This window comes from Vibrio campbellii CAIM 519 = NBRC 15631 = ATCC 25920, assembly GCF_002163755.1.
In the GTDB taxonomy this organism is placed as follows: Bacteria; Pseudomonadota; Gammaproteobacteria; order Enterobacterales; family Vibrionaceae; genus Vibrio; species Vibrio campbellii.
The window spans coordinates 1,473,693-1,500,044 of the sequence record NZ_CP015863.1; the positions used below are offsets into that span (position 1 = coordinate 1,473,693).

The 26,352-nt window shown below is 43.8% G+C and carries 24 protein-coding genes; 17 read left to right on the forward strand and 7 right to left on the reverse strand.

The genetic code is table 11. From position 1 onward, the window contains the following. Positions 1–120 precede the first annotated feature (120 nt). The gene (locus A8140_RS07000) at positions 121–846 is read right to left on the reverse strand and encodes a DUF3581 domain-containing protein (protein ID WP_005533480.1); all 726 of its coding nucleotides are present in this window, start codon (positions 844–846) and stop codon (positions 121–123) included. A 924-nt stretch (positions 847–1,770) separates the two neighbouring features. On the opposite strand from A8140_RS07000, the gene A8140_RS07005 reads away from it, so the two are divergent. The 6 genes from A8140_RS07005 (at position 1,771) to A8140_RS07030 (ending at position 10,779) form a co-directional block, all read left to right on the forward strand. Then, positions 1,771–4,413: a hypothetical protein gene (locus A8140_RS07005; protein ID WP_005533481.1), complete on the forward strand. Its 2,643-nt coding sequence runs from the start codon at positions 1,771–1,773 to the stop codon at positions 4,411–4,413. Between the two features lie 15 nt (positions 4,414–4,428). Then, entirely contained in the window at positions 4,429–5,178 is a 750-nt protein-coding gene (locus A8140_RS07010) for an ADP-ribosyltransferase (protein ID WP_005533482.1), read from the forward strand. 13 nt (positions 5,179–5,191) lie between these two features. Beyond that, entirely contained in the window at positions 5,192–5,965 is a 774-nt protein-coding gene (locus tag A8140_RS07015) for an ADP-ribosyltransferase (RefSeq protein ID WP_038863296.1), read from the forward strand. 109 nt (positions 5,966–6,074) lie between these two features. Next, a complete protein-coding gene (locus tag A8140_RS07020; protein ID WP_005536179.1) occupies positions 6,075–6,815 on the forward strand; it encodes an ADP-ribosyltransferase in 741 nt (246 codons plus the stop codon). Positions 6,816–6,865: 50 nt separating this feature from the next. Then, positions 6,866–9,157 (forward strand): hypothetical protein, encoded by a 2,292-nt coding sequence (locus tag A8140_RS07025; protein WP_005536177.1) that lies wholly within the window; start codon positions 6,866–6,868, stop codon positions 9,155–9,157. A gap of 5 nt (positions 9,158–9,162) precedes the next feature. Continuing rightward, positions 9,163–10,779, forward strand: a complete 1,617-nt coding sequence (locus A8140_RS07030) for a M91 family zinc metallopeptidase (RefSeq protein ID WP_005536175.1) — start codon at positions 9,163–9,165, stop codon at positions 10,777–10,779. Positions 10,780–10,877: 98 nt separating this feature from the next. On the opposite strand, the gene hutH is transcribed toward A8140_RS07030, so the two are convergent. The 5 genes from hutH to hutC all read right to left on the reverse strand — a co-directional run bounded on the left by hutH (position 10,878) and on the right by hutC (position 17,328). Beyond that, on the reverse strand, positions 10,878–12,413 hold the full coding sequence (gene hutH / locus A8140_RS07035) for a histidine ammonia-lyase (RefSeq protein ID WP_005536173.1): 1,536 nt from the start codon (positions 12,411–12,413) through the stop codon (positions 10,878–10,880). 11 nt (positions 12,414–12,424) lie between these two features. Continuing rightward, positions 12,425–14,122 carry a urocanate hydratase gene (gene hutU / locus A8140_RS07040; RefSeq protein WP_005536171.1) on the reverse strand — a complete coding sequence of 566 codons (1,698 nt, stop codon included), beginning with the start codon at positions 14,120–14,122 and terminating at the stop codon, positions 12,425–12,427. Positions 14,123–14,234: 112 nt separating this feature from the next. Next, entirely contained in the window at positions 14,235–15,248 is a 1,014-nt protein-coding gene (gene hutG / locus A8140_RS07045; RefSeq protein ID WP_005536170.1) for a formimidoylglutamase, read from the reverse strand. A gap of 1 nt (position 15,249) precedes the next feature. Beyond that, positions 15,250–16,500, reverse strand: coding sequence for an imidazolonepropionase (gene hutI / locus A8140_RS07050; protein WP_005536168.1), 1,251 nt, complete (start codon positions 16,498–16,500; stop codon positions 15,250–15,252). A 120-nt stretch (positions 16,501–16,620) separates the two neighbouring features. Further along, on the reverse strand, positions 16,621–17,328 hold the full coding sequence (hutC, locus tag A8140_RS07055; RefSeq protein WP_005536165.1) for a histidine utilization repressor: 708 nt from the start codon (positions 17,326–17,328) through the stop codon (positions 16,621–16,623). A gap of 193 nt (positions 17,329–17,521) precedes the next feature. Between hutC and A8140_RS07060 the strand changes: the two genes are divergently transcribed. Then, positions 17,522–18,265, forward strand: coding sequence for a sporulation protein (locus A8140_RS07060; protein ID WP_038863293.1), 744 nt, complete (start codon positions 17,522–17,524; stop codon positions 18,263–18,265). A 5-nt stretch (positions 18,266–18,270) separates the two neighbouring features. Here the strand turns inward: A8140_RS07060 and A8140_RS07065 are convergent, their stop codons facing one another. Then, complete coding sequence (locus A8140_RS07065; protein ID WP_033000711.1) at positions 18,271–19,260, reverse strand: DUF3187 family protein; 990 nt, start codon at positions 19,258–19,260, stop codon at positions 18,271–18,273. A 295-nt stretch (positions 19,261–19,555) separates the two neighbouring features. Between A8140_RS07065 and thrS the strand changes: the two genes are divergently transcribed. From thrS to A8140_RS07115, 10 genes are all read left to right on the forward strand, one after another. Next, a complete protein-coding gene (gene thrS, locus A8140_RS07070; protein ID WP_005536668.1) occupies positions 19,556–21,484 on the forward strand; it encodes a threonine--tRNA ligase in 1,929 nt (642 codons plus the stop codon). 3 nt (positions 21,485–21,487) lie between these two features. Then, positions 21,488–22,039 (forward strand): translation initiation factor IF-3, encoded by a 552-nt coding sequence (infC, locus tag A8140_RS07075; protein ID WP_074050532.1) that lies wholly within the window; start codon positions 21,488–21,490, stop codon positions 22,037–22,039. Positions 22,040–22,156: 117 nt separating this feature from the next. Next, positions 22,157–22,351 (forward strand): 50S ribosomal protein L35, encoded by a 195-nt coding sequence (rpmI, locus tag A8140_RS07080; RefSeq protein WP_005428085.1) that lies wholly within the window; start codon positions 22,157–22,159, stop codon positions 22,349–22,351. A 40-nt stretch (positions 22,352–22,391) separates the two neighbouring features. Continuing rightward, a complete protein-coding gene (gene rplT / locus A8140_RS07085) occupies positions 22,392–22,745 on the forward strand; it encodes a 50S ribosomal protein L20 (RefSeq protein ID WP_004727974.1) in 354 nt (117 codons plus the stop codon). 185 nt (positions 22,746–22,930) lie between these two features. Continuing rightward, positions 22,931–23,476 carry a GNAT family N-acetyltransferase gene (locus tag A8140_RS07090; protein ID WP_005536673.1) on the forward strand — a complete coding sequence of 182 codons (546 nt, stop codon included), beginning with the start codon at positions 22,931–22,933 and terminating at the stop codon, positions 23,474–23,476. A 61-nt stretch (positions 23,477–23,537) separates the two neighbouring features. Next, entirely contained in the window at positions 23,538–23,822 is a 285-nt protein-coding gene (locus A8140_RS07095; protein ID WP_005536675.1) for a MazG nucleotide pyrophosphohydrolase domain-containing protein, read from the forward strand. Positions 23,823–23,837: 15 nt separating this feature from the next. Then, positions 23,838–24,218: a RidA family protein gene (locus tag A8140_RS07100; protein WP_005536676.1), complete on the forward strand. Its 381-nt coding sequence runs from the start codon at positions 23,838–23,840 to the stop codon at positions 24,216–24,218. A gap of 10 nt (positions 24,219–24,228) precedes the next feature. Then, positions 24,229–24,618 (forward strand): VOC family protein, encoded by a 390-nt coding sequence (locus A8140_RS07105; RefSeq protein ID WP_038863289.1) that lies wholly within the window; start codon positions 24,229–24,231, stop codon positions 24,616–24,618. Between the two features lies 1 nt (position 24,619). After that, a complete protein-coding gene (locus A8140_RS07110) occupies positions 24,620–24,934 on the forward strand; it encodes a heavy metal-binding domain-containing protein (protein WP_005443150.1) in 315 nt (104 codons plus the stop codon). Positions 24,935–25,484: 550 nt separating this feature from the next. Then, positions 25,485–26,294, forward strand: a complete 810-nt coding sequence (locus A8140_RS07115) for a helix-turn-helix domain-containing protein (RefSeq protein ID WP_005536649.1) — start codon at positions 25,485–25,487, stop codon at positions 26,292–26,294. Positions 26,295–26,352 lie beyond the last annotated feature (58 nt).

The following is a 26,352-nucleotide window of genomic DNA, read 5'->3' on the forward strand; positions in this document are numbered from 1 at the left end:
GAGAGCCATAGATAAAAAGAAAGCCCAGTGAAGTCACTGGGCTTTCTTATGAATTTTTGAAATTGGTCGGCAGGGCCTTATCTAGCGAAGCTTACTATGTTGAAGTCTGCTTCCTGAAGACTAGGCTGCCTTAGCGAACTTTGCTAGGAAGGCGTCCTTGCGTTCGTTAAAGCGTTGGACTAAATCGTCTACCGCTTCTTGGTCGTAAGGTTTAAGGCCACTCGCCACCATACGTTTGATGCCTTTACCTACTACCTCACCATCTTCTTTAAAGGCAAAGTTTAGCGTTACCACACCACGCTTACCTTCAACATCGAATGTTGCACCTGTGAAGTCGACTTCAGGGTGAGTCAGGTCTAGACGGTTGAATTCCACTTCCATGCTTTCGTAAATCACCAATGGACGTTGGCAGTTGATCATCATTTGCTTCTCTTCCATTAGAGGTACCATGATGTGCGGGAAGTTCATGCCAGAGAACTGAACGTAGTTTGTGACTACATGTTCAATGAAGGCTGGATCGTGGTTGGTTTCACCCTCGCGAGACATGTGCAGGTATTCTTTGCCTGCTTCGTCTACGACAGCACTTTCTTTTTCACACTTATTTTCAATGTGAAGTGCCACACCATCGTTCACCATTCCGGAGAAATCGAAGCGCATTTTGTGGCTCACGCCTTTTTTGCTTAGCAAGACGGCGAAAAGCAGATCGCCTGGCACACAAAAGCGTTTGTTGTCTTCATCATGAATAGGGTTGTAATCACCAGCTACGCGCTTTGCAAAATGACTTGCTTGTTCACGAGTAAATTGAAATTGGTGATTAGTGTCTGAAAAATAAGGTGTTAGAAACATAATTTTTACGAAGTAACCAAAACTGTCAGGGATTATAGGCGAAGATCTCCCTATTAATGGTCCATCCAGTGGAAGGTTCACTGCATCTTAATAGTGAAACGATAAAATTGGCGAATAAAGCCGCAAAAAACTCGTTTATTGTCGGTTTGTAAATGCCTATGGAAGTGGTCAGTCTGAAAGGGAAATTGCAGTTCAAGTGTATCAATTGAGACTACAAATGGTCGGTGCAATGGTTAATGTCTTTTTATTTTGTGAGATATTGGCCATTTGTCTTGCTAATTAATGAGTGATTGAATTATTAAGGTGTTATAAAACAAGATCTTAATGATGAGTTTGTTGAATGGTTTGCTTCTCGTTTGACTCGACGATTTGCTCAATCTTCGACAGTTTTACTCAAATACACATGATTGATTCTTTTGTTTTTAATGGTCTCTGTTATTAATCGTAATGAAGATAATTGAAATGAAACAGTAATCTATATTGTTATTATTATCTTTAGTGGGAACATTCCCGGTCACAATCTAAATTCAATTTAGTGTCTTAATTGTCATTATCTTAAGTGGCGAATCACTTACAACAAGTTGAGATAAGGTGCATTGTCGCAACGGGGTTGCTGGTTTAATGTTTCGAGAAATTTTATAAAAAACAATAAAAAATAGCGCCTTTGCAACCTTGATAGCTTCTTTATTGAAGACTGTTTCGTACGCAGGAGGTAATAAAACACAACAACAAAAGTTTGGCTGTCTATGAAATCAATGATCCCTCGGTATTATCCAAGGACTTAACTCTAAGTCTCTTTGTTCTCAGCGTTTGCCCACGCGAGCATCTTAATTAAAAACGTTCAATTTCCGGTTGCGAATAAGTAATCGGAGGCTTGCTGCTTCCTGCAAGAAGCGAATAACTTCTCAAACCAAGGATAATTATATGAAGTTACGAAAATTGGTTTTGGCGTGTGCCATTGTTTCCCCCTGTGTTAGTGCCTTTGAAGTTTGTAATATTGGTGACGAATACAACGTATTGGATCGTGAAAGCTTCCACGATATACGTAAGTCAAATTACCGAAACTTCAGTGAAGACCTAACGCCAGAAGATTTATTTTTGTCTGCACCAGAACACAACGCGGACGCTCGACCTTCGCTTGCTGAAGCAGATGAAGTTTTTCCAGAAACTGCATCTCTACTTGAGGTCGGCCCAGCCAATATTGCCGTTCTTGAATCTGAAGAAGCGGCGAGCTTGCTTGCGACAATCGGACACTCGACGGCAGGTTTTGCCAAGGGCGCGCTTGAAGCGTTAGGGCCAGTAGGCGATACCATTGCCGTGGGTTTGTGGGCAAATGATGTGGCTCAAGCCTTTGAAGATGAGACAAAAACGTCATACGACCGTTTTGCTACGGTGATGAGCCTGATTGATTGGTTTGGCGTTCTCAAGCTACCTGAGCGAGAGATTGATCGTAAGATCCTAACGGCTCGTTGGAATCGAGTTGCTGCGGGTGATCATTATAGCTTTACCGTTCACGACGACATCGTCACTCAACAAGACAAAAAAGATAAGCAGCATTGGGCGGATCTTGCATCCGGTCAACAGCGCATGCTTGAAGCGCTGGCGAAGGGGTATGCCTCTGATGTAGCGCTTAAATATCAGCAGCATTATCAAGAAGCGTTAAAAGCACAAGCCGTGTTAGCAGAGACGTTGATTAACTCTGTCGAGACTGAAGTTCAGAAAGCCATTTTTAATAAGCTCGCGCTAGAAGGTGCGAATGCCAAACTGTTTGCCTCTGATCTTGCTTCAACTTGCCGTACTGAGATTGATGCGTTGCTGGCTTTGTACCCAGAGCAGGAAGAAAACAACAACCGTCCAATGTATGTGCCATCTAAGCGAGAAGCTAATCGAGCACTAGCGCGCTTGCAGCATTGCCAGCAAGACCATCTAGACTTGGCAGTGGCGGTGCTTGATCAACTTAGAAATGGGGAAGTGGAAGGCTTAGAGCGTCGATCATTGCATCAACTTTACCGACAGGTTCTCAATTCGAAGATCAAAATCGTCGAGACCGCGAACTCCCAGCTTGATGTCCTTAGAGCCAAGTTAAAAGAAGAAATGTATGCAGAGGGCATGAATGCCATCGATCGTTTGTTTGATTCCGAAGCGGTTGCTAAAGCCCATCGCTATTTTAAAGACCAAGCGGATTATTTAGCGATAGATGAAATGTCTCGCAGTATTTTTGGGCGTCCGGCCACAGCTACTGAACGTCGTCAAAAGTATTTTGTCATTCAAGAAGGGTACGAGAAGTGTACTCGAATTGGGATACTTGGTGGTGACCCTAACTTCAGAGGGTGTACTGAGTACACGTGGATTCCTGCAGAGAAAGAGCATTATGACTCTGCAAAAGATGAAGTAATTGCGCAGATGGTTATGCCAGATCGCGATGCGATCAAGCGTGTTTTTGCACAATCTATGGATGAACTGATCAACGAAGGTTGGAGCTCTCAACATGAAGAAGCTTGGCTTGAACAGCAGATCTTAAGTTTTTCCGATAAGCAGCGCATCATCAGAACTGCAGAAGCTGACAAAGCACAAGTGATGCGTTGGATGTTTGATTCAAGTGCGGCAATGGACGCCGAGTGTGGCGGTGGTAATGCTTGTGCCGCTTGGTCTCCTGGCTACTTAGCAAAAGAAAACCTCTCTCGCGAATCGTCATTGCACCACATTGCTGATTGGCATGAAAGGAATAAAGACTCAGGGTATTACGTGCATTCAAAACGCTTGGAGAAACTGGAAGGTTTTATTAGCTCGGCATTAGAGAGTGAATGGCAAGCGACACACGTTAACGGTTTTTATAGTTACCTATATCCGGGAAGCTTTGATCTCGACAAACATGCACCTTTAATTGCGTCAGCGCTAAAGGCGTCCAACTTGAATACCAGTAATCTCGCTGCGGCATTACCGTTGGCGAAAAGTGTTGTAAAGAACCGCATAGTAGAAGCGTTAAGTGTCGCTGACAGCAATGGTGAGGTATGGCTTACTGATCAAATTGGTGATTTTCAAAGATACATTTCTATCATACACGCACAGAGCATTTCTACTGGCCATTATGCTTCTGGAGAAGTTGGTACAACAGCACTGCTTTCTGAGCCATTACCTGCCCATCTTCTGCGTTATATGACGTTGGACGTTTATCACAATATTGACGATAGCGACTCCGCATATTATTACCCAGCGAACAGTGGCGAAGAGATGAGTTATGACGTGCGTCTACATGCATCTATTGATGATTTGTTCAGTGCTAATTCTGATTTGGGGCGAAAGCTTGATCTACTTGTACAGGTGAATGAAAACTTTACGGGTTTACCAGGCCGTTCATGCATGATTATGTACCCGCAACTAAGAGATGCTCTATTTAAAGTTGCTGGTGACGAATCGGCCTATTGGTTATCTCCTATTTCAAGTTGGTTCGGCAGTGTGACCCGTCAGCAACTAGAGTTGTTTAGTGCGATTCGATTCGGTGTCATCAAACAGAATGAGCTAAATATTCCCTGTGACTTGAGTCCTAACAATCCTAGCTACTGGTAATAGGAGTTACGAACAATGTTGAGGTTTATTGCTCTTTTTACGCTCTGTCTTAGCGCGACTATTAATGCAGAGGTATTTGTTGCCTTAAAAGCACCTTTGCGAAGTCATATTCAAGTTGAAGAGCTTGCTTCTCAGTTCTCTGATTGGGCTAAAGCCTCCAGCGGTTGGCGATTTAGATTTATGACGGAAAAGGATTTGGAAGCTCTAGAAGATTTTTCGGTATCTGGTTATCAATCTGCTAATGACTATTTAAGAGCGACTGATACATCAACTTGGGGCCAATACGGCAAGACAACTAAGAAGTTCATAAAACAGGTTCGGGGGGCTATGTCAAAGCTCCCTGAATATAAGGGTATTACCTATCGTGGGGCGTGGGTAAAAGAATCTCTTCTGAACAAACTTCAAGTTGGAGATGTTGTTGTTGAGCCTGCGTTTACTTCTAGTAGCGCAATACCTGAAGTTGCTAAACGGTTTGCCATCACAAGACCCAATTCGCCACAGCCACTGCAGCGTGCCTTGTATGAGATTCAGATCAAAAGCAATGGCCGTGCTCTCGGTGGTTTGTCTGAATTTGGGGGAGAAGCTGAAGTGTTGTTACCACCAAACACTTACTACAAAGTGACAAAGATCGAGTTAAACCGAGGCTCTGCGATGTTGGCTCTAGAGACTGTGTCATCACATGATGCGGTAGAAGGGATGATATACAACCTATATTCGGGCGAAGAGATAAACCAATCTTATTGGCGCTCTTTGGCGTGCCTTTAAGTAAGGAATGAGTATGAAATCAAAAATATCGATTGCTTTATTATTAGTTGTCACTCATGGGTACGTTTTTGCCGAAGATTTCACTGAGTTTAAAGGGCAACCTCTCTCTTCAACTCAGCGAGAGCAGATGGAGAACGACTTGATGGACTGGGCGATAACCAACCATGAAAGAGCAGAAAGAAAAATGATCTCAGAGGAGTACTCAGCAATCAAAAGCTATGGCCGCGTCGATCATGATGTGGTGAATGAGTATATGCGAGCTGGTGAACCGAAGGAGTTTTTACTACCTGGCTATGGAGAGTCACTCAAAGTGAGGGTCTCTCATATGCGAAGCGTAATGAATAAGCTACCTAATTATAAGGGGACCGTTTTTAGAGGCTCATCGATTAAAAACAGTCTTCTAGAAAAGCTAGATGTTGGCGATATTTTACACGAAAAAGCCTTTTTATCGACATCGACCATTCCTAGTGTAGCGAGAAGTTTTTCAGTCTCTGCTGCTTACGATGGTGCATCTGCTGCTCAGTTCAAAATAGATTTGAAATCATCTGGGCGGGCTATTAACGCTTATACATTTAAACCATACGAAGCTGAAATCTTGGTCAAGCCTAATACTTATTTTCGTATTGAGGCTATAGAAAAAATTTCAGCAAATAAAAATTATATTAAATTAAGGGAGATAAAGAACCCATCTAAATACTTGAAAGCTGAACCCGATATACATGTCTTTGATAGCTTTACTGGAGAAGAAGTTTCAATCAAAGGCCGAACAGCATTGTATTGTTTATAAAACATACCGTCAGTTTATGAAACATACCATCCCTCAATAATTAAAAGAGGGATGAAACTATAATATAAAAATATCTTTATCGAGAAATTTTCGTCAATTGGTGTTTAAGATGAAATTCAAAAAAACAATATATGGCTTTTTACTTCATTTTTTATTTTGCTCATATTCAATCGCTGGATTAAAGTACAACAAAGAATATTATAACTTTTCAGAGATGGAACAGATAATGGATAATTTATCTGAACCAGGTATTGATGATTTTGCAGAGTTTGAAAGGTTAAGAACAGAATTATATGAACAAGCTGATGTTCAAAGAGGGCTTTTATCTGAGGAGGAAGCTGCTGCCCTAGCTGAGTATCAAGATGTTGCATATGTATCAACGCGAGAGAGTTTTATCTCGGGTATATACGATAGTGAAACAAGGAATATTATTGACCATATAGATTCTGCGTTTGAAAAAAGTATCAAGTACCAAGGTGTAACCTATCGAGGTGAGCGTGAGCTTGGAGCATATATGTCTGATATACAAGTCGGAGATATTGTTAGCCCAAGCTCTTACATATCAACATCAATATCAAAAGATGTTGCCTATAACTTCCAGTCAGGACAACTCGCAAGATTTGAACTTCAAGAAGGTAAGAGCGGTATTGTCATCCCAAGCGTAATAGATGGTGAACTAGAGGTATTAATTAACAGAGATACTTACTTTGAGGTGGTTGCCATTAAAACAAGCTATATGGGCACGCATGTAGTTTACCGCGAAGTCGATGCTAGTTCTGTGGGTGAAAAAAACATAAAAGATATGCATAGCGGAGAAGAGTTAACGGCTACCGAAGTGTGCGCTTTTTAAAATAATGGACAGATAGCAATCTATTTAAACCTAAAAAGGTAAATAATTTAATGAAATATAAAATCATACCAACTTTATTAACGTCGGTTGTATTCAGCCCCACATCGATAGCCATGTGTTTTATTGATGATATTCCAGATACTCAGAACATCGATATGCTTAATAGTCAGAGATTGGAGGGATACGTTCAAAGTGAATTTTACTCAGAGCCACAATTCAGCTCTACATTTGGTGAGTTGGAGCATTCTTCTCAAAACCAATTATTCTCTGAAGCTTGGCCTCTATCAGAGGAGTCATTGGCGGCAGTACCTGCAACGGTGGATAGCGCAATAAGTGGTCAGGCTATCTTAAGTCGCGTAGGGCGTTTTGGTAGCTCCACGCTCGAAGTACTTGGCCCTGTGGGTGATGCAATTGCAGTTGGCGCTTGGGTTGAAAACATGGCAGCAACCTTCTCTCAAGAGTCTGCAACTCGCTTAGATAAAACAGCTGCAGTTTTTTCGATTGTCCCATTGGTGGGTGATGAACTTAATATGTTATCTAATGATATTAAGTACTTTGCGGCTAAGGAGAAAATCAGCGAGTTTGAGTCTCAAACTCACTATGTATTCAATAACCACTTTGCTGATTTCAAAAAATTTCATCACAAAAAAGAGGATGCGATACGCCTGATTCGGCAGTACGATAATCATGTAAAATCATCAACCATGATTTACCTTGATCAGCTCCTATTGGTCGCAGATACCGAGTTTCGCCGCATCGCGTCAGGCTACGACCGACAACTGGCCAGGCAAATGGCTAGGATTGACCTAGAAGTTTTGAAAGCGTATGGCCATATATCTGACCAGTCTAATCTAAACCACCCCCTTTGTGCAGATGTAGCGCAAGATCCTTCTCAGTTACTAAGTTGTATCCGAACTACCGGTCAAGCTCGTTTTGACGACATCGCCAATAGGCTTACTTCAGCAGAGTTTGGAGAACTGCACAAGAAAGTGTATCAAGCTAAGCAGAGTTTGGTTCAAACTGCGATGGCCAATCTTGAGAGCCACAAGAATACGATTTTAAATAATCTGGTCGAGAGAGCAAAACTTCATGTAGGTGTGATACATAACAACACCAGAAACAATCGTCGCTTACTCGAGGAAAGGGCACGAATGAGTGGGTTACGTGAGTATGCAGCGGCAAATTGGGGGCTGGAATACCTCTCTGAAGAGCAATTAAACACAGCTACCTTTCTTGTAAAGCCAGCTAGGGTTTGTTGGGGCGTACCTTCAGTATATCCGGGTGGAATTCAAGCTTCTATTGATGCGTGCAAAGACAGCGGCGCTCTTTATGATACATATCATGTTTCTAAGGATCCTGAACTCGTGGAAGTGATAGGTGAGCAAGCTGTTTTTGATGTTGAAACGTATGTTTCAGCGCGAGTATTTCAAGGGTGGAAAGCTGGACTTCTTCGTTCAAAGTTGCTTAATGTTGCCTCTTCCTATGCGATTGGTAAAGTCGCTCACCAAACCTTCGAGAGACTGATTGAGCAGCTAGCGACAACTCAAGTGCTCCCATATCAGACATCTTTCATAGATTACCTCAACAGTAAAGGGCTAGATGGATCAGACATTCGAGAAAGGAAGGATTGGTATCAAATCAGTCGTTGGTACGAACTAATTTTAACTGAAAAACCTTCTGGAGGGATCATAAGTAATATTAAGCAGTATGAAGTTTTCCGAGCCTTCATAAAGCCTCTTTTCGAGCAAGCTATAACGGCTGCTTATTTGAGTGATGTGTACTACTCAATCCCTTATCCTCACATGTACTCCTCAAAAGACCTTCGTTTTTATTCACCAATTTTAGCTGATGAATTTGACCAAGCTATTGAAAAATCAACTAATGAAACGCTGGATGAAAATTTAGTTGAAGCCGTAAATAATATTTTGGGTCGCATCAAGCACCTAAATACCGCAAATGAACTGCAATATCTTCTTGGTGACTTGGCTGTTTATGCTCAAATTGCTCAACATCAGCAGTCAGAGGTAAATGTTCAAGTTGAAAGTAATGGAAATATACTTCAACTATTTAACGCAGGCTTATCACCTGTACACATGCAATATTTAAATGAAACACATTACCAATTGCTACTAGATCAGGTTGGAGACCTAGCTCAGCACCAAATTAGGGTGGAATTAAACGCGGTTGGTCGTTTTCTTTCGATGGGGGATTTTAACTCGGCTATTGATCAACTTGGATCCGCAATAAGAACGAATAATGCGATCACTCTACCTTTTATTAACGAAATACTTCTACATGAACTAGAAGATCTCATCGAACTACAAATTGCAGTAGAGGGATAATTATTATGAACTTCTTCAAATACGTATTTGGTATTATGTCTGTTTTGTTGGTATCAACAGAGATTGCTTTGGCTGGTGGAGGTGCCTTAATGGGGCAGTTTTATTCAGCTCCCGATGGGGTAAGAGTTATACATGGTTATAACTCGCAGCAACTTGGAAATCTGTATCGAGTCTCAACTAACCTCTATGTGCAAACAAAAGATGACGCGTACTTGGCTGACATTAAACTACTCATTCTCAAACTTAGGATGTCTCCGACTGGACGAGAAATTCTACGCCAAATTGCCACTTATACCCCAGTAAATGCGCCTGAAGACTCCGTTGGTCCCCTCATTGAGCATATCGAGGGGGTTGATGTTACCAAAGCAAAAGTTGTTACTGTAATCCGAGAGCCGGAAAGTTCAGGCCGTCTTTTTGAAACAGTGCCTTCTACTTTTGTAGATAGAAATAAAGCAGAGCTCATTTATCCGAGACAGTTTGATGGTAAGGGCGTATCCAACACCGTCTTCTTTTCTACCAAAGAGGTCGTCAATATTCCGGGTACAAGCAAACAGTTCGACCAATCTGTTGCCCTAGGACATGAGCTAATTCATGCGCGTGACTATGCTTCAGGGGCAATGCCATCTGGTAGTGTACTTTTAAGGCACCGTCATCCAGATTCTGGGCAAGTCACTGAATATACGATTGATAATGCAGAGTACCAAACCACAGGAATAACGCATTTCAATAATGCTGAAAGTGGTAGAGAAGCAGAGACTGAAATAAGTACGTTTCGCAGCAATAACATCGCGAGACGTGAACAGATGTACTTTCAATGGAAGAAACTTGGTCAAGAAGCTCCGAAAGCTTATTTGAAGAATGAAAAGGTTGTCAGTGAATATCATTTAGCAGATGAACTTGGTGCACATAAACGAAATACTTATTGGCCTGCTGGTGAATATCAATATCACCCATACACTGTAGAGGTAAGGCCTGCTGCAACTGGGTCAATGTCCCCAAAGTGGGATACGGTTGAAGGGAAGCAAGCCCACGTTGAAGTTCGCCGAGCATTGAATCAATCTTTGAGTGAGGGAAGGGACACAGCGATAGTAATTATCGATGCAACCGAGCAAAAACTTTCACAAAGCTTGCAGAACTCTCCTGTTTTGACCAGAAGAGGCTTGGGCAATCAGAGAGAAATTTTAAACTATGCGGCAAAAAATAATATCAAAGTGGTTAATGCGTACAGTAGTACAAATGATACACCGCTTGCTAGTTTGAAAAAAAGACAGCGAAGCAGACTTTATCGTGCAATTTCTGGACAGCAAGCCAGCCCTGATGCATTTAAGGATGTCCAGTATAGCATTGGTGACGAATCCGCGCTTTCTAGAGAGTTGGAAGGACAAGATACCGTTCTTGTTATGGCTTATTCGGACGGGCAAATGACAACTAATATTGTTGATAGCTTATCAGACGATCTCAATAAACAAGTGCTGGTGTCACGACATTCAAACCTAGATTATCAACCTGCAAATTTGAGCTCAGAAGAGAGCAATGCTTGGTTAAATATTCGAGAAAAACAGAATGTGAAAATGCTCGGTTCTGGCAGTCGTAGCCGTTTCAACATTTGCAGTGTTCAGTAATCTCCCTGTGAACTTGCAATAAGGATTACACCGGGAGGTTCAAAAATTAAAGCCGATTGAGTGAGCAGCTCAATCGGCTTTTCTTTACCAGAAGTTTATTAGTGCACGCTAGGGAGCAAGTTTTCTGGCATCAATGCGTTATGAAGAGCAAGCTTGAGTAGTGCGTTGGCTTGCTCGATATCTGGTGCGAAGTAGCGATCTTTATCGTAGAACGAGACTTTTTCACGCAGCATTTGTTTTGCAATCTCGATACGTTCAGAAGATTTGTTTGGCGCGCGGAAATCCAAGCCTTGCGCGGCAGATAAGTATTCAACCGCCAAAATACCACGCGTGTTTTCACCCATCTCTTTCAGGCGACGAGCAGCGAAGGTCGCCATCGATACATGATCTTCTTGGTTTGCGGACGTAGGCAAGCTATCGACAGAAGCAGGGTGAGCCAGTGTTTTGTTTTCACTCGCAAGCGCTGCTGACGTTACCTGCGCAATCATAAAGCCCGAGTTGACGCCGCCATTGTCGACCAAAAATGGAGGAAGCTTAGATAAGGCGCTATCAATGAGGAGTGCCATGCGACGCTCTGACAAGCTACCAATCTCTGCAATCGCAAGCGCAAGATTATCCGCCGCCATAGCAACGGGCTCAGCGTGGAAGTTACCGCCAGAGATGATGTCGTCGTCTTCAGCAAACACAAGCGGGTTATCTGATACCGAGTTGGCCTCTACTTTCAGAGTGTCTGCCGCATTGCGAATTTGCTGTAAACAAGCCCCCATGACTTGAGGCTGACAGCGCAGTGAGTAAGGGTCTTGAACTTTCTCACAGTTAGTGTGCGACTCACCAATCTCACTGGTCGCTTCTAATAGATGTCGATACGCCAACGCCGCATCCATTTGGCTGCGGTGACCACGAACACGGTGGATACGTGGGTCAAATGGACGACGGCTGCCCAGTGCAGCTTCTACCGACATCGCACCACAAACGGTAGCAGAGGAGAAGAGATCTTCGGCAATGAATAAACCTTCGAGAGCAAACGCCGTTGACGCTTGAGTACCGTTAAGCAGTGCGAGGCCCTCTTTTGGTGCTAGTGTTATTGGCTCTAGACCAGCAATTTGCAGAGCTTCTAAGCCAGAAATGACTTTGCCATTGTGACGCGCTTGACCTTCACCAAGAAGCACCGTACTCATGTGAGCCAGCGGCGCTAAATCACCCGATGCGCCTACTGAGCCCTTTTGTGGCACGCATGGGTACACCTGCGCGTTCACCAAATCAATCAGCATGTTGATGACTTTTAAACGCAAACCTGAGAAGCCACGCGCAAGACTGTTGATTTTCAGCACCATCATCAAACGCACGGTCTCGTCTGACATGAATTTACCGATGCCCGCAGCGTGTGAAAGAACAATACTGCGTTGCAGCGTTTCTAGATCTTCCGGCGCAATACGTGTGTTTGCGAGTAGACCGAAACCCGTATTGATGCCGTATACAGTGCGATCTTCTGCTATTACGCGGTCGACAACTTGAGTACTTTCCTCAATGGCCGGAATGGCTTCTGGGTCTAGAGTAAGGTTGACAGGTGAGCGGCTCACCTGACGCAGTTCGTTTAAGCTAATATGGCCCGGCTTTAGCGTTAAATTGAGCATGTCTTTCATCCTTACTTCAGCTTTTTCAGTTCTTCATTGAGCATTGGCAAATCCAGTTTTTGCTCAGCTGCACATTGTTTTGCGATGTCATATCCCGCATCGGCATGACGCATGACACCCGTCGCTGGGTCATTGTGAAGTACACGAGCAATACGCTCAGACGCATCATCACTGCCGTCACAACAAATCACCATACCTGAGTGTTGAGAGAAACCCATACCAACGCCGCCACCATGGTGAAGTGATACCCAAGTTGCACCACCTGCGGTATTCAATAGGGCATTAAGTAGTGGCCAATCCGATACCGCATCAGAGCCATCAATCATGCCTTCAGTTTCACGGTTCGGGCTGGCTACCGAGCCAGAGTCTAAGTGGTCACGGCCAATCACAACCGGTGCTTTCAGTTCACCGTTTTTCACCATTTCATTAAAGGCTTGGCCAAGTCGCTCACGGTCTTTCAGACCTACCCAACAGATACGTGCAGGTAGACCTTGAAACTGAATGCGTTCACGTGCCATGTCTAGCCAGTTGTGTAGATGAGGGTTATCTGGGATCAGCTCTTTTACTTTCTGATCGGTTTTGTAGATGTCCTCTGGGTCACCAGACAATGCGGCCCAACGGAATGGTCCAATACCTTCACAGAATAAAGGACGAATGTAAGCCGGTACGAAACCTGGGAAATCAAACGCGTTTTCGATACCTTCCTCCAACGCCATTTGACGGATGTTGTTACCGTAATCCAGTGTTGCCGCACCGCGTTTTTGAAGCTCTAGCATCGCTTTTACTTGAACTGCCATCGATTTTTTCGCTGTTTTCACCACGTCCGCTTCGTCTTGTAAGCGCATTTCTGCTGCGTGAGACATACTCCAACCTTGAGGCAAGTAGCCGTTCAATGGGTCGTGTGCGGAGGTTTGGTCTGTTACTACGTCTGGCGTGATGTTGCGCTCCACAAGCTCAGGGAAAATGTCTGCTGCGTTGCCTAGTAGACCGACAGAAATTGGAGTGTCGGATTCTTTGATCATCGCCAGAGCTTCATCTAACGATGTGGCTTTCTTGTCGACGTAGCCTGTGCGTAAGCGGTAATCGATACGTGACTCGTCACATTCAACAGCAATCATTGAGAAACCCGCCATTGTGCCAGCTAGAGGTTGAGCGCCACCCATACCGCCAAGGCCGCCAGTTAAAATCCAACGACCTTTTGCGTCGCCGTTGAAGTGCTTTTTAGCTACTGACACAAAGGTTTCGTAAGTGCCTTGAACAATGCCTTGTGAGCCGATGTAAATCCAGCTACCTGCAGTCATCTGTCCGTACATCATTAGGCCTTCTTTATCGAGCTCATTAAAGTGCTCCCAATTGGCCCAATGTGGTACGAGGTTTGAGTTCGCAATCAGAACGCGTGGCGCGTTTTTATGAGTCGGGAAAACGCCCACTGGTTTGCCTGATTGGACGAGAAGAGTTTGGTCATCGTCGAGCCTTTCTAACACTTCAACAATCTTATCGAAGCATTCCCAATTTCGTGCTGCTCGACCAATACCACCGTATACAACGAGCGAGTGAGGGTGCTCGGCTACATCTGGGTCAAGGTTGTTCATCAGCATACGAAGCGGGGCTTCCGTCAGCCAAGATTTGGCGCGCAGTTGTGTACCGTGTGGAGCACGAATTGTTCTGCTTGTATCAAGTCGTGGATTTTGTCCCTGGCGCTGTGTCATTTTAAGACTCCTTTAGTTTCACGTGTGTACCAAGTCTGTGCTTGGCTATTTCTACTCGAGTAAAGTGCTGTTTGAGCTGTGTCTTTTTCGAGGTGATTGTTATTGGGTTAGGTTATTTTGGCTTATGGTCTTTCTCTGCCATAGCATTGGCGATGTCCCAACATAGGCGGGCTGCCAATCGAGCGGTTTGGCTATCGACGTCATAAGTGGGGTTATACTCGGCAATGTCTGCCAGCATGAGCTTGTTTTTGTCATGTAGGATTCGGTCGAGAAACGGCGAAATGATGTCGTAGCTGACCCCTCTTGCTGCTGGAGCGCTTACACCCGGAGCTGTCGCCGCAGGGAACACGTCCAAATCAATCGTTAGATACAGGTAATCGCAGTCATCGATAAAGTGCTGTAGTTGCGTTAAGTGGTAGCTGTGGTTCATGTAGCAAAGCTGTTTGTCTTCCACATACCAAACATTGAGTTCGTCCGCTTTCTGGAATAGCGCTTTGGTATTGCTGCTGCGACTGACGCCAATGCAAGCGTAATGAAACTTCCAATCATTGCGTTGGCAGAAGTGATGAATCTGATTAAATGGTGTTCCTGAGCTCGGTTTTACATCTGCCAGCGAACTTTCAAAAGCGCGCAGGTCGAAATGTGCATCGAAGTTGATAATGCCAATCTTCGGCTGCTTGTCTGGGTGATGAGTTTTGAAATATTCGGCCAACCCTGAAAATGACGCCCATGCGATCTCGTGTCCGCCTCCTAATACCACGACAGGTGAATGGGGTAGCGCTTGAGTAATTGTAGCTGCGCATTGCGATTGGCTGCTCTCTAGTAGGTCGTCTTCGCAAACGACGGTGCCGAGATCGTAAAGTGGTGCATCTTGGTGCCAAGCGAGATTGGCTAGGGCACGACGGATTAAATCCGGTGACTTTTTCGCACCAATACGGCCTTTATTTCTAGCAACACCCGCATCGGTCGCAAAACCAAGGATAGAGACGCCTTCGCTTCTGCTCGGTAACTCTTCAACCGAAATATTTTTAATCACGTGGTGAACGCGCTTACCCAGTTCTCCATCTTCTGCATCGTGGCGACCTTGCCAGTGAAATGGAGCGGTATTTGGATCTGATTGAGCCATGTTACAGTCCTCCGTGAGAGACATATTCACCATTGACTATACGACCTACTAAACGTTTCGCTCCGACTTGGTAACTGAGGTCTGCTGGGTGTTCGATATCCCAAATTGAGAAATCTGCGTCATAACCGACTTCAATCACGCCACGAGACTCCCCATACCCCAGTGCTTTTGCTGCGTTTTGAGTGACGCCACGCAGTGCTTCTTGAGGGGTTAAACGGAAAAGAGTGCAAGCCATGTTAAGCATCAAAGTTAAATCAGCAAATGGCGATGTCCCTGGGTTGATGTCTGTTGCTATCGCCATTGGCACCTTGTGTGCTCTGAGTAATTCGATAGGAGGCAATTGGGTTTCACGTAAGAAATAAAATGCACCAGGGAGCAAGGTTGCCACGGTAGAAGAGTTGGCAAGGGCACGTACGCCAATTTCATCGAGATATTCAATATGATCGGCAGAAAGGCCATTGTATTTTGCCGTTAGCGTAGTGCCGCCTAAATCAGAAAGCTGTTCAGTATGCCCTTTGACATGTAAACCGTGTTTTTTTGCTGCCTCAAAGACACGCTCGGTTTGAGCTAAGTTAAAACCTATCGATTCACAAAACACATCGACGCTGGTGGCGAGCTTTTCCTCTGCCACGAGGGGAATGATGTCGTCACAAATGTGCTGGATATAATCGTCAGCTCGGTCTTTAAATTCTGGTGGAAGTGCATGAGCGGCGAGTAGGGTTGTGGTGATTTTTACTTTGCGTTCTTGCTCTAAGGCTTTCGCTGCGCGCAGCATCTTGATTTCATCTTGCAGTGTCAGTCCGTAACCAGACTTAACTTCGACTGAGGTAACACCGCTTGCAAGCAATCCATCTAAACGTGGTAGAGCGAGTTCAATAAGTTGCTCTTCGCTTGCTTCGCGGGTTGCACGAACGGTAGAAAGAATACCACCGCCTTGCTTGGCGATCTCTTCATAAGGTACACCGTTAAGGCGCATTTCAAACTCGTTGGCACGATTTCCGGCGTACACGAGATGAGTGTGGCAATCAATCAAACCTGGTAGCAATAGCTTGCTTTGAAGGTCAATGGTCTGTTCGTAGTGGTCTGGATTCAGGATGGATTCGGTTTCTGCGCTGCCCTCGCCTTTTGCTGTGGTACTGAGTGCGACAATTTTTCCTGACCGAATGCCGACGCGAGCAAGGGGAGAGGGTAGGTAGCCTTGCTCTCCTTCTTGCATAGTGACGAAGCGTGCATTTTCAATCAGCAAATCCATTCTGATACTTCCTTTTGATTTGTACCTTTAAATGTATATACAAATAAATAGGAGAAAAAAGCATCACTGGCAAGGCTAATGTTGCTGAAATGTGATCAAAACGAAGAAGTAACGCCTAGTTTATAGCAGGATCTTAGAGCTTAATTTGTACTTATTACCCGGATGATAAAGTAGAGCTGTGCTGACCAGTTTATCTTGACTCCATGTACGACGATTCAGCAGCAAACACGGCTCGTTGGCTTGCATTTTTAGGTCTTGTTTTACACGAGCGTCGGGGATAATCGCTTCGACAGTATGTTCGATGGCACTGAGTGGACAGTTGCCCGACAAGTACTGGTTTGGCGTCATACAAGTGAAATCTTGTTGCAAGTAGTTTGGCGCATATTGGCTGTTGACCCAACGCAGTTCTAGTTGGATCGGAGTGTGATCTTCAAAATGGACAATCTCACTGTAAAACACTGTGGTGCCAAGCATGACGCCAAGTTTAGTCGCAATACTGTCATCCGCTTTGATGGAGATTTGTTGCAGTACTTCACTGTGATGCTCTCGTCCGCGATTGCTGATTTCATCGGCAATGTTGCGAATGTCTAATAGGGGAGATTCAGACTTCTCAGCCGGATCACAAACAAAGGTGCCGAGGCGAGGGCGGCGTTGCAGTTTGCCTTCATTAACTAAGTCTCGAATCGCTTTGTTAACGGTCATTCGGCTTACACCAAACTGTTCCGTCAATTCGATTTCAGTTGCGATACGGTGTCCAACCATCCACTCACCCGAATCAATTTTATCGAGGATAAACCGTTTGATTTGCATGTAGAGGGGCGCAGACATAATGACTTCCTTTTAATTGACTATACAAATAGTGCGTAATCTATGCACAAATTGCAAACAGATAGAGTCATTTTGTGCGCTGATAAAAGGAATTACTCCGCATTATTATCGTCTATTACTTGCAGGAGTCTGATCAGTTGTGTAAACAGAGACTTATCAAAATAACGAAAACAGACAGTCACAAAGGAATCGTATGTTTAAGAAACTAAAAGCGTCACTTGGTATCGGCTCAGCAAAAGTGGATACGATTTTAGATGAAATGAGCGTATATCAAGGCGCAACTTTACGTGGTCACGTTCAAATCAAAGGTGGTGATGTCGAACAACAAATTGATGCCATCACCATCAAGCTCAACACCGAAATGAAAGTGGAAGTGGATGACAGTATCAGTTACCAAACTTTCACGATAGACCAACTTAAAGCGGTCGAACCGTTTGTCATTCAACCGAATGAAGAAAAACAAGTGCCATTCGAGCTCAAACTTCATGACGAAACACCAATCACAGCTGTGAGTGCACAGAAAAATCAATGCCATGTTTGGGTAGAGACCACACTGGACATCGGTTTTGCGATAGACCCTCGTGATCGTGATTACATTGAGGTTAAACCTTTGCCTGTTGCTGCTCGTGTGATTCAAGCGATCGAGCAAGCCGGTTTTACAATGGTAAAAGCCGACGTTGAAAAAGGCTTCTTGCGTGGGAATACCTTCTCTTCACGTTCGGGTATTTACCAAGAATTAGAATTCCGCAATAACGGCTTCGTTTCTACGAAAGAGATAGAGCTTTCCTTTATCTTAGATGGTGGGACTATCCATTGTTTAGCAGAGATTGACCGCTCGTTTAGTATGTCGGGTGACCAATACCGTTCGTTCTCATTACCGATCGGGGCTTCTGATTCACAAGTTGCGGCAGCCATTGCGCCAACATTGAACCTGTAATATTTCTAGCTCTCATTATCTGGAGCGAACAAGTACCGATATCCAAATGTAAAGGCGATATCGGTACTGTTATCCATATTCCTCGCATTCTCAATCGCCATGACCTCTATGGCAGAGTTCTCCATTAAATAACGATACCCGATCACGAACTCATTCGATGCGTCGGCAAACTCGCTTGGACCTTCAGTGGAGCCCTGATACCAATGATATTCAAGGATAAAGTGGTGATTGTTGTTTAACGCATAACGATATCCGCCTGCAAGCGCTGCCGTGTTGTGCCGGTATGGGAAGTCAACAAGCGCTCGATCAATATTTCGAAACGTCATCCCCGCTATCGAATAGAATACATTTTCTGCATTGAATCGATAGGTGTAGTTGATTTGTACACCTTGCTCAAAACTGTTGTCTTTGAAAGAGCCATGAGCAACATCGTCATAGTAGAGACTTCCACCAACAGACAAACCATGATGTTCATTTTGTACTATTTGGTATTGGATATACGTTGAGAGGTTGTTTGCTAGCGTTTCACCTTCAAAATCCTCTATTAAGATGTCGTAGTCAGGCATCGACATATAAAAGCGGTTCTTGTCGACTTCATCACGTCCATTTTGTCCAATACCAAACAGGTCGTGAAAGCTTTCGGTCAATCCATCTAAATGGTTATCCGCAGCAAAGACCCAACGATAGTTCAGTTCCCATTGCCACTGGTCGTTGATTTGCCATTTTCCACCGAGCTCAAGTTGGTTGTGGTAATAGTCGAGTGAATAGTCGCTGGTATGTGCCCAGACACTCGCAATTGTGCCCGAACCATACGCTTCAACATAACCTGAGGGGAGGGCATATCCGTAGCGAAGTATGTTCGTGTGGCTGACAACTTGCACTGGCGATTGAGCATAGGAACGCAGTGGGCCATACAAATCTGAAGCGCAGATTGCCGGCGCAGATAGGAGTATGGTGCAACTCATGAGCGTAGGTTGCCATCTTAAATCCATCATGATGAGAGCCTAAAGTGAGATTACTCAATAGATTAACTATAGTCTTATCATGTTTTGAATGCCGTTCAATTGTATTAATTCCTCAATCTTTACTTATCGATGAATTTGTTGTGATGAAGTTTCAATGACATTTTGAAATCGCACTTTGCATTCTAAATGTGAGCTATGTACAATCCTTGTTCCGATGAAGGTCCGGTATTCGTGTTACTGAGCGACCGTCATCGACTCTCGAAATATCTTCTAATTTGAATAACATGTGTTGCTTGGTGTGCAACACCACTGTAAAGGACATAGCATGCCTATTATTACTCTTCCTGACGGCAGTCAGCGTCAATTTGACAACCCAGTTTCTACTATGGAAGTTGCGCAATCGATCGGTCCTGGTCTTGCAAAAGCAACTATCGCTGGTCGTGTAAACGGTAACCGCGTTGATGCGTGCGATCTAATTGAAGAAGACGCAAGCCTTGAGATCATCACAGTAAAAGATGAAGTAGACGGTCTAGAAATCGTTCGTCACTCTTGTGCTCACCTTCTTGGTCACGCTCTTAAGCAGCTTTACCCTCAAGCTAAAATGGCGATCGGTCCAACCATCGACAATGGCTTCTACTACGACATCGACCTAGACGAGTCTCTAACGCAAGACGATCTTGAAAAGATTGAAAAGCGCATGAAAGAGCTAGCGAAAACCAAGTACGAAGTTGTTAAGAAAAAAGTAAGCTGGCAGGAAGCACGTGATACGTTTGAATCACGTGGCGAACCATACAAAGTGGAAATCCTAGACGAAAACGTATCTCGTGATGATCGTCCAGGTCTTTACCACCATGAAGAATACATCGACATGTGTCGCGGTCCTCACGTTCCTAACATGGGCTTCTGCCAACACTTCACTCTAATGAATGTTGCGGGTGCTTATTGGCGTGGTAACAGCGACAATAAAATGCTTCAACGTATCTACGGTACTGCTTTCCACGATAAGAAAGCACTTAAGGCGCACCTAACTCGCTTGGAAGAAGCGGCAAAGCGTGACCACCGTAAGCTTGGTAAGCAACTAGACCTATTCCACATGCAACAAGAAGCACCGGGTATGGTGTTCTGGCATCACAATGGTTGGTCTATCTTCCGTGACCTTGAAGTATTCGTACGCTCTAAGCTAGATGAATACGGTTACCAAGAAGTAAAAGGTCCACTAATTATGGATCGCGTTCTTTGGGAACGTTCTGGTCACTGGGACAAATACGCAGATGCGATGTTCACAACTTCTTCTGAGAACCGTGAGTACGCACTGAAGCCAATGAACTGTCCAGGTCACGTACAGATCTTCAACCAAGGTCTAAAATCGTACCGTGATCTACCGTTACGTATGGCAGAGTTCGGCTCATGTCACCGTAACGAACCATCTGGTGCATTACACGGCATTATGCGTGTACGGGGCTTTACTCAGGATGACGCTCACATTTTCTGTACTGAGAGCCAAATTCAAGAAGAAGTAACAAATTGTATCAAGATGGTGTACGGTACGTACCAAACATTTGGTTTCGACAACATCGTAGTGAAACTGTCTACTCGTCCAGAAAAACGTGTAGGTTCAGACGAAATCTGGGATCAATCTGAAGAAGCATTGAAACAGTCTCTAGAATCAATGGAAATTCCATACGAGATTCAAGAGGGTGAGGGTGCATTCTACGGTCCTAAGATTGAATTCACGCTATACGACTGTCTAGACCGTGCGTGGCAGTGTGGTACTGTTCAGCTAGACTTCAACCTACCAGGTCGCCTAGGTGCAACTTATGTAGGTGAAAACAATGAACGTCTTGTACCGGTAATGATTCACCGTGCGATTCTAGGTTCACTAGAGCGTTTCATTGGCATCCTTATCGAAGAATATGCTGGTTTCTTCCCAACTTGGTTGGCACCAGAACAGGCAATTCTTATGAACATTACTGATAAACAGTCAGATTATGTTCAGGAAGTAGTACAAAAACTACAAAAAAGTGGAATTAGAGCTAAAGCGGACTTGAGAAATGAGAAGATTGGCTTTAAAATCCGCGAACACACTTTGAAGCGTGTACCGTATATGCTTGTTGTTGGTGACCAAGAGATGGAAGCTGGCGAAATTGCAGTACGTACTCGTAAAGGTAAAGATCTCGGTAAGTTTAAAGTGGATGACTTTATTGCATACATCCAAGACGAGATCTCTAGCCGTAAGCTCAATCTGGAGGAATAAGCTATTAAAGGCGGAAGACGCGGCCAACAGCCGGTAAAACAAAACCCACACCGTATGAACGGTGAAATTCGTGGCGTTCGCGAAGTTCGATTAACTGGCGCTGACGGTGAATCAGTTGGTGTTGTATCTATTCAAGAAGCGATCGCAGCTGCTGAAGAAGCAGGCATGGATCTTGTGGAAATCAGTCCTAACGCTGAGCCGCCAGTCTGTCGTGTTATGGACTACGGCAAATTCCTCTTTGAAAAGAGCAAATCTGCTAAAGAGCAGAAGAAAAAGCAAAAGCAGGTTCAGATTAAGGAAGTAAAATTCCGTCCTGGAACTGATATTGGAGACTATCAGGTAAAACTACGCAACCTGACGCGTTTCCTTGAAGAAGGCAACAAAGTGAAGGTAACAATTCGCTTCCGTGGCCGAGAAATGGCACACCAAGACATCGGTGTTGACGTTCTTCATCGCTTGAAAGAAGACACTGTAGATTTTGCTGTAGTGGAATCTTTCCCAAGTAAGATCGAAGGTCGTCAGATGATCATGGTTCTTGCCCCTAAAAAGAAGTAATTAACGGCTCATCAAGTAATTAAGACCCAGCCGTTTCCCTTTTAAAGGTAAACGGCAGGGTTTTGTTCGCCCTAATTACGTTGTTTATTAAACCTACTCAATGCGGAGTTATTCATCATGCCTAAGATGAAAACCAACAAAGGTGCTGCTAAGCGTTTCAAGAAAACTGCTGGTGGTATTAAGTACAAGCACGCTACAAAACGTCACATCCTGACTAAGCGTACTACTAAGAACAAGCGTCAGCTACGTCCAAATGCACTTCTTCCACGTTGTGAAGTTGCAGCAGTTGTTCGTATGTTGCCATACGCTTAATTCTTTATAGTTATCAATCGTTTAGTTTAGGAGAAGCATAATGCCTCGCGTAAAACGTGGTGTACAAGCTCGTGCACGTCATAAGAAAGTTCTAAAACAAGCTAAAGGTTACTACGGTGCACGTTCACGTGTTTACCGCGTAGCTTTCCAAGCAGTTACTAAAGCTGGTCAATACGCTTACCGTGACCGTCGCGCTAAGAAACGTCAATTCCGTCAACTATGGATTGCACGTATCAACGCAGCATCTCGTCAAAATGGTCTATCTTACAGCCGTTTCATCAACGGTCTTAAGAAGGCATCTATCGAGATCGACCGTAAGATCCTAGCGGACATCGCAGTATTCGACAAAGCAGCATTTGCTGTTCTAGTTGAAAAAGCGAAAGCTGCTCTTTAATTAGCAGTTTAGGATTAAGAGAAGGAGAGCATTAGTTCTCCTTTTTTATTGCCCATGTTTTTCCTGCTTTAAAATTTCCCGTTTCCCGTTTCCCGTTCATATCCCAACTCTGACTAAATCAGTTGCTCTATTGGCAGCATTTGTTATTTTGCTTCTACTCGCCACGTCATGGATAAGGAGCATCTGTGTTACCGAGCTATTGGGAATCAAAGCGTTTAATCTTTTCTATTTTTGATGCAGCACAGGCTGAGTTAGCCAAATCTCTATTCGATTCTAATCATCAAAAAGTGGCTTATGACCACACTTTTCGTGATTGGCCAATTGCAGAATATCAAGCGCTGATTTCAAAGAGCGCTTTACCAAAACATCCTGATGACCTCGAAGCTTTTTACCTCAGAAAAATATCGACACAGGAGGGGGATGCGATAGGTTATATCCAACTCGAACTGAATTTTCCGTACAAAGGGTGTTTATGGATCCCTATGCTGTGTCTTATTCCTGACTACCAAAGTAGAGGCTTAGGAAAGGAAATCGTCGATAGTGTATTGGACATCGTTCTTGAGTATGCTCCTTTCGATAAAGCCATGCTAAATGTGTACGTTGAGAATACCGACGCTTTTCGCTTTTGGTTTAAGCAAGGCTTCAATCAGATAGAGCAGTTTGATGATACTGAGCATGAGTTAGGGCGCGACTATCACTGCATTGTCTTAAGCAAAGCACTATCACGTTAAATCATTCTGTTATCTATTGATGGTAGGGTTTACTAGAGCTGCAAACAAAAAAGGATTAGAAATGGACATTCGACAACTACAAGCGCATATAAAAGAGTTTGATCATGACCCGGAACAAAAGCACCATTATTTTCTCAAACTGATTGAAGAAGTGGGTGAGTTGTCTGAATCGATTAGGAAAAACGCCACTGGACAACCGACAGAGGACACAATTAAAGGAACCATCGCTGAAGAGCTCTATGACACACTCTATTATATTTGTGCTTTAGCCAATGTTTATGAGATAGATTTAGAAAAAACGCACCAAGTGAAAGAGATACTGAACAAACGAAAATACAACCGCTAGGGAAGGGGAAACTACATGGTTCAACGAATCAGTTACGAATTTTTGCCGCAAATTTCTGGTCCTTATATTCATGCGACAAGGCATTGTGAGACCTTGTATGTGTCAGGGCTGACAGCTATGGGGTCAGCAAGTCAAAGTGAAAGCCTAATCGAGCAAACAAAAACGATTCTGTCTTACTTGGCACAAATACTCGCCGAAGAACAAAGAGAGAAACGCGATCTCGTCAAGCTGACGATATTTGTAACCGACATGAACCAGCTGCCAGAGATCCGGTCGGTATTATTCGACTTCTATGAGGGGTATTTACCTGCTTGTTCTTTAGTCGAGGTGAGCCGTTTGATTCACCCCGACTTATCTGTTGAGATTGAGGCAGTCATCTCATCTGAGGCATTGTAGAGAGGCTTTAATGAAAATAAACCGCTTGGATCACCTTGTACTGACAGTTAAAGACATTCAAACCACACTGGATTTCTATACACAGGTTCTCGGTATGGAAAGTGTTACGTTTGGGGAAGGGCGTGTTGCTTTGGTATATGGGCGACAGAAAATCAACCTTCATCAGCTTGGTAATGAATTTGAACCTAAAGCGAGTCAGGTGGCCTCTGGGAGTGCCGATTTGTGTTTTGTGTGTGATACGCCAATTGTAAACGTGCTCTCCCATTTAGACTCCCATTCTATCGAGGTTATTGATGGCCCCGTTCAACGGACAGGTGCAATTGGTAACATCCTATCGGTTTACATTAGAGACCCAGATGGTAACTTAATTGAGTTATCTAACTATCTTACTGAGGTATAACATGATTTATTCAACAACTGAGACGATTCCTGGACGAGAGATTGCAGAGATAAAAGGTGTTGTGACGGGAAATGTGGTTCAGTCAAAGCACATTGGTCGTGATTTCATGGCTGGCTTAAAAAGCATTGTTGGTGGTGAGATTCGTGGCTACACCGAAATGATGACGGAAGCCCGAAATATTGCTATTCAACGAATGGTAGAGGATGCCGCGAACCTAGGAGCCGATGCCGTTGTCGGTATTCGTTTCACCACCAGTTCGATCGTTGATGGTTCTTCAGAGATTCTTGCATTTGGCACTGCCGTAAAGCTTGTTTAAGAGCGACAGGCCAGCACGATGTGGTGCAAACTTGATTAAAAGAACGGCTAGGTAAGTTCCAACGAGACGATCCATTTTAAGTGAGACGCAGAATCTCGACCGTAATGTTCTGCGTTTGTATTTCTGCCGCCTGCCTAATACCTCTCTCCTACGTACTCAACTTATTGATCCTGATCGTAGTGTTCGCAAAAAATAACAGATTAGAGATTAGTAAATCTAGGTTGAATAAGTATTCATTTTTGTTCGCATTTTTTATAGGGTAAATATCCTAATTATTTGTAATGCTTTACGTTGGAAATACTCTGCAAAATCACTCGAGTTAGCAGTTAATGCGACGAATAGCATGCTGATTAACATGTTTATAATCTATTCTAATAACAACTCATAATGAAACTGAATGCACTTTAAATGCCATTATTAACATCACAAATGTGAATTGAGGTATATTAATTCAAAGTTTTCTTATAAAAATATGATCTTATGCCTTGCGAAGTGATTCTAAATTGTTACAAATACTAGACAGCTGTAACATTGCCATAAGGAATTGTAGATGAGAGAACTCACTCCCGAGTACTTGTTAGCCGCATTACGACAAGCGATAAAAACTAAAGGGCTAACATATCGAGAGTTATCTGAGAAAATGGGCATGCCGTTGTCCACTTTTAAACGTCATTTAACTAGTACTAACCTTGCTCTAGATAAGCTACTCGAGTATTGCCGCGCGATTGACTGCACCCTCGATGAATTGCAGAAGCTGGCAAATCAACTTCAAGCTGAGGATCAAGATTACTTTAGCCACACACAAGACGAAGTCTTTTTCCAATTTCCTCATCTTTACGATTTTTATCGAGAATTACGGATGCTGCGTGGGAAAGACGGCTATACAATCCTAATGAAAAAGTATGATCTCTCGAAACAAAGTATGTCGGACTATTTAGGCGCGCTAGAGCTCCTTGATCTGGTTTATGTTGATGAAGAAAACAACATCACGCTGCATGGTCCGCTTTACTACAGCTATGCTGAAAACTCGAAGCTTAACGACAAGTACACTGAGATCATTAAGGATCAAACTACAACGCATGAAAAGTGCGTGCGTGTCGCTTTATCTCGCATGAAAATCACCGAGAAACAATTACTTATATTAGAGGAGCAGGTAGCCAAGACCGTGCTGGATTTTCATTCGAAGAACGTTGTCGCCGAGAACTTTGATGTATCAGACTTCACCAATGTTCTATTGATTGCAGGGCCGCATCACCCCGTCACTTTTTCCGATGGGATCGTTCAAACTGGAACAAGTTTTATTGATGATATCCGCTATGCGATTGCATCAGCAGGGGATAAACCGAGCCTCTCGATATAATCTCTAGTTATTTTTAGTGATTTATAGATTTGTTGTTGAAATGGTTTGTAGGTGAGCT

Coding starts and splice junctions, on each gene's coding strand:
- A8140_RS07100 (WP_005536676.1), top strand. CDS start 23,838: ATGGTTCAACGAATCAGTTACGAATTTTTGCCGCAAATTTCTGGTCCT.
- A8140_RS07005 (WP_005533481.1), top strand. CDS start 1,771: ATGAAGTTACGAAAATTGGTTTTGGCGTGTGCCATTGTTTCCCCCTGT.
- A8140_RS07065 (WP_033000711.1), bottom strand. CDS start 19,260: ATGATGGATTTAAGATGGCAACCTACGCTCATGAGTTGCACCATACTC.
- thrS (WP_005536668.1), top strand. CDS start 19,556: ATGCCTATTATTACTCTTCCTGACGGCAGTCAGCGTCAATTTGACAAC.
- A8140_RS07000 (WP_005533480.1), bottom strand. CDS start 846: ATGTTTCTAACACCTTATTTTTCAGACACTAATCACCAATTTCAATTT.
- A8140_RS07060 (WP_038863293.1), top strand. CDS start 17,522: ATGTTTAAGAAACTAAAAGCGTCACTTGGTATCGGCTCAGCAAAAGTG.
- hutG (WP_005536170.1), bottom strand. CDS start 15,248: ATGGCTCAATCAGATCCAAATACCGCTCCATTTCACTGGCAAGGTCGC.
- hutU (WP_005536171.1), bottom strand. CDS start 14,122: ATGACACAGCGCCAGGGACAAAATCCACGACTTGATACAAGCAGAACA.
- hutI (WP_005536168.1), bottom strand. CDS start 16,500: ATGGATTTGCTGATTGAAAATGCACGCTTCGTCACTATGCAAGAAGGA.
- A8140_RS07020 (WP_005536179.1), top strand. CDS start 6,075: ATGAAATTCAAAAAAACAATATATGGCTTTTTACTTCATTTTTTATTT.
- A8140_RS07105 (WP_038863289.1), top strand. CDS start 24,229: ATGAAAATAAACCGCTTGGATCACCTTGTACTGACAGTTAAAGACATT.
- hutC (WP_005536165.1), bottom strand. CDS start 17,328: ATGTCTGCGCCCCTCTACATGCAAATCAAACGGTTTATCCTCGATAAA.
- A8140_RS07015 (WP_038863296.1), top strand. CDS start 5,192: ATGAAATCAAAAATATCGATTGCTTTATTATTAGTTGTCACTCATGGG.
- A8140_RS07095 (WP_005536675.1), top strand. CDS start 23,538: ATGGACATTCGACAACTACAAGCGCATATAAAAGAGTTTGATCATGAC.
- A8140_RS07010 (WP_005533482.1), top strand. CDS start 4,429: ATGTTGAGGTTTATTGCTCTTTTTACGCTCTGTCTTAGCGCGACTATT.
- A8140_RS07030 (WP_005536175.1), top strand. CDS start 9,163: ATGAACTTCTTCAAATACGTATTTGGTATTATGTCTGTTTTGTTGGTA.
- A8140_RS07115 (WP_005536649.1), top strand. CDS start 25,485: ATGAGAGAACTCACTCCCGAGTACTTGTTAGCCGCATTACGACAAGCG.
- rpmI (WP_005428085.1), top strand. CDS start 22,157: ATGCCTAAGATGAAAACCAACAAAGGTGCTGCTAAGCGTTTCAAGAAA.
- rplT (WP_004727974.1), top strand. CDS start 22,392: ATGCCTCGCGTAAAACGTGGTGTACAAGCTCGTGCACGTCATAAGAAA.
- A8140_RS07110 (WP_005443150.1), top strand. CDS start 24,620: ATGATTTATTCAACAACTGAGACGATTCCTGGACGAGAGATTGCAGAG.
- hutH (WP_005536173.1), bottom strand. CDS start 12,413: ATGCTCAATTTAACGCTAAAGCCGGGCCATATTAGCTTAAACGAACTG.
- A8140_RS07025 (WP_005536177.1), top strand. CDS start 6,866: ATGAAATATAAAATCATACCAACTTTATTAACGTCGGTTGTATTCAGC.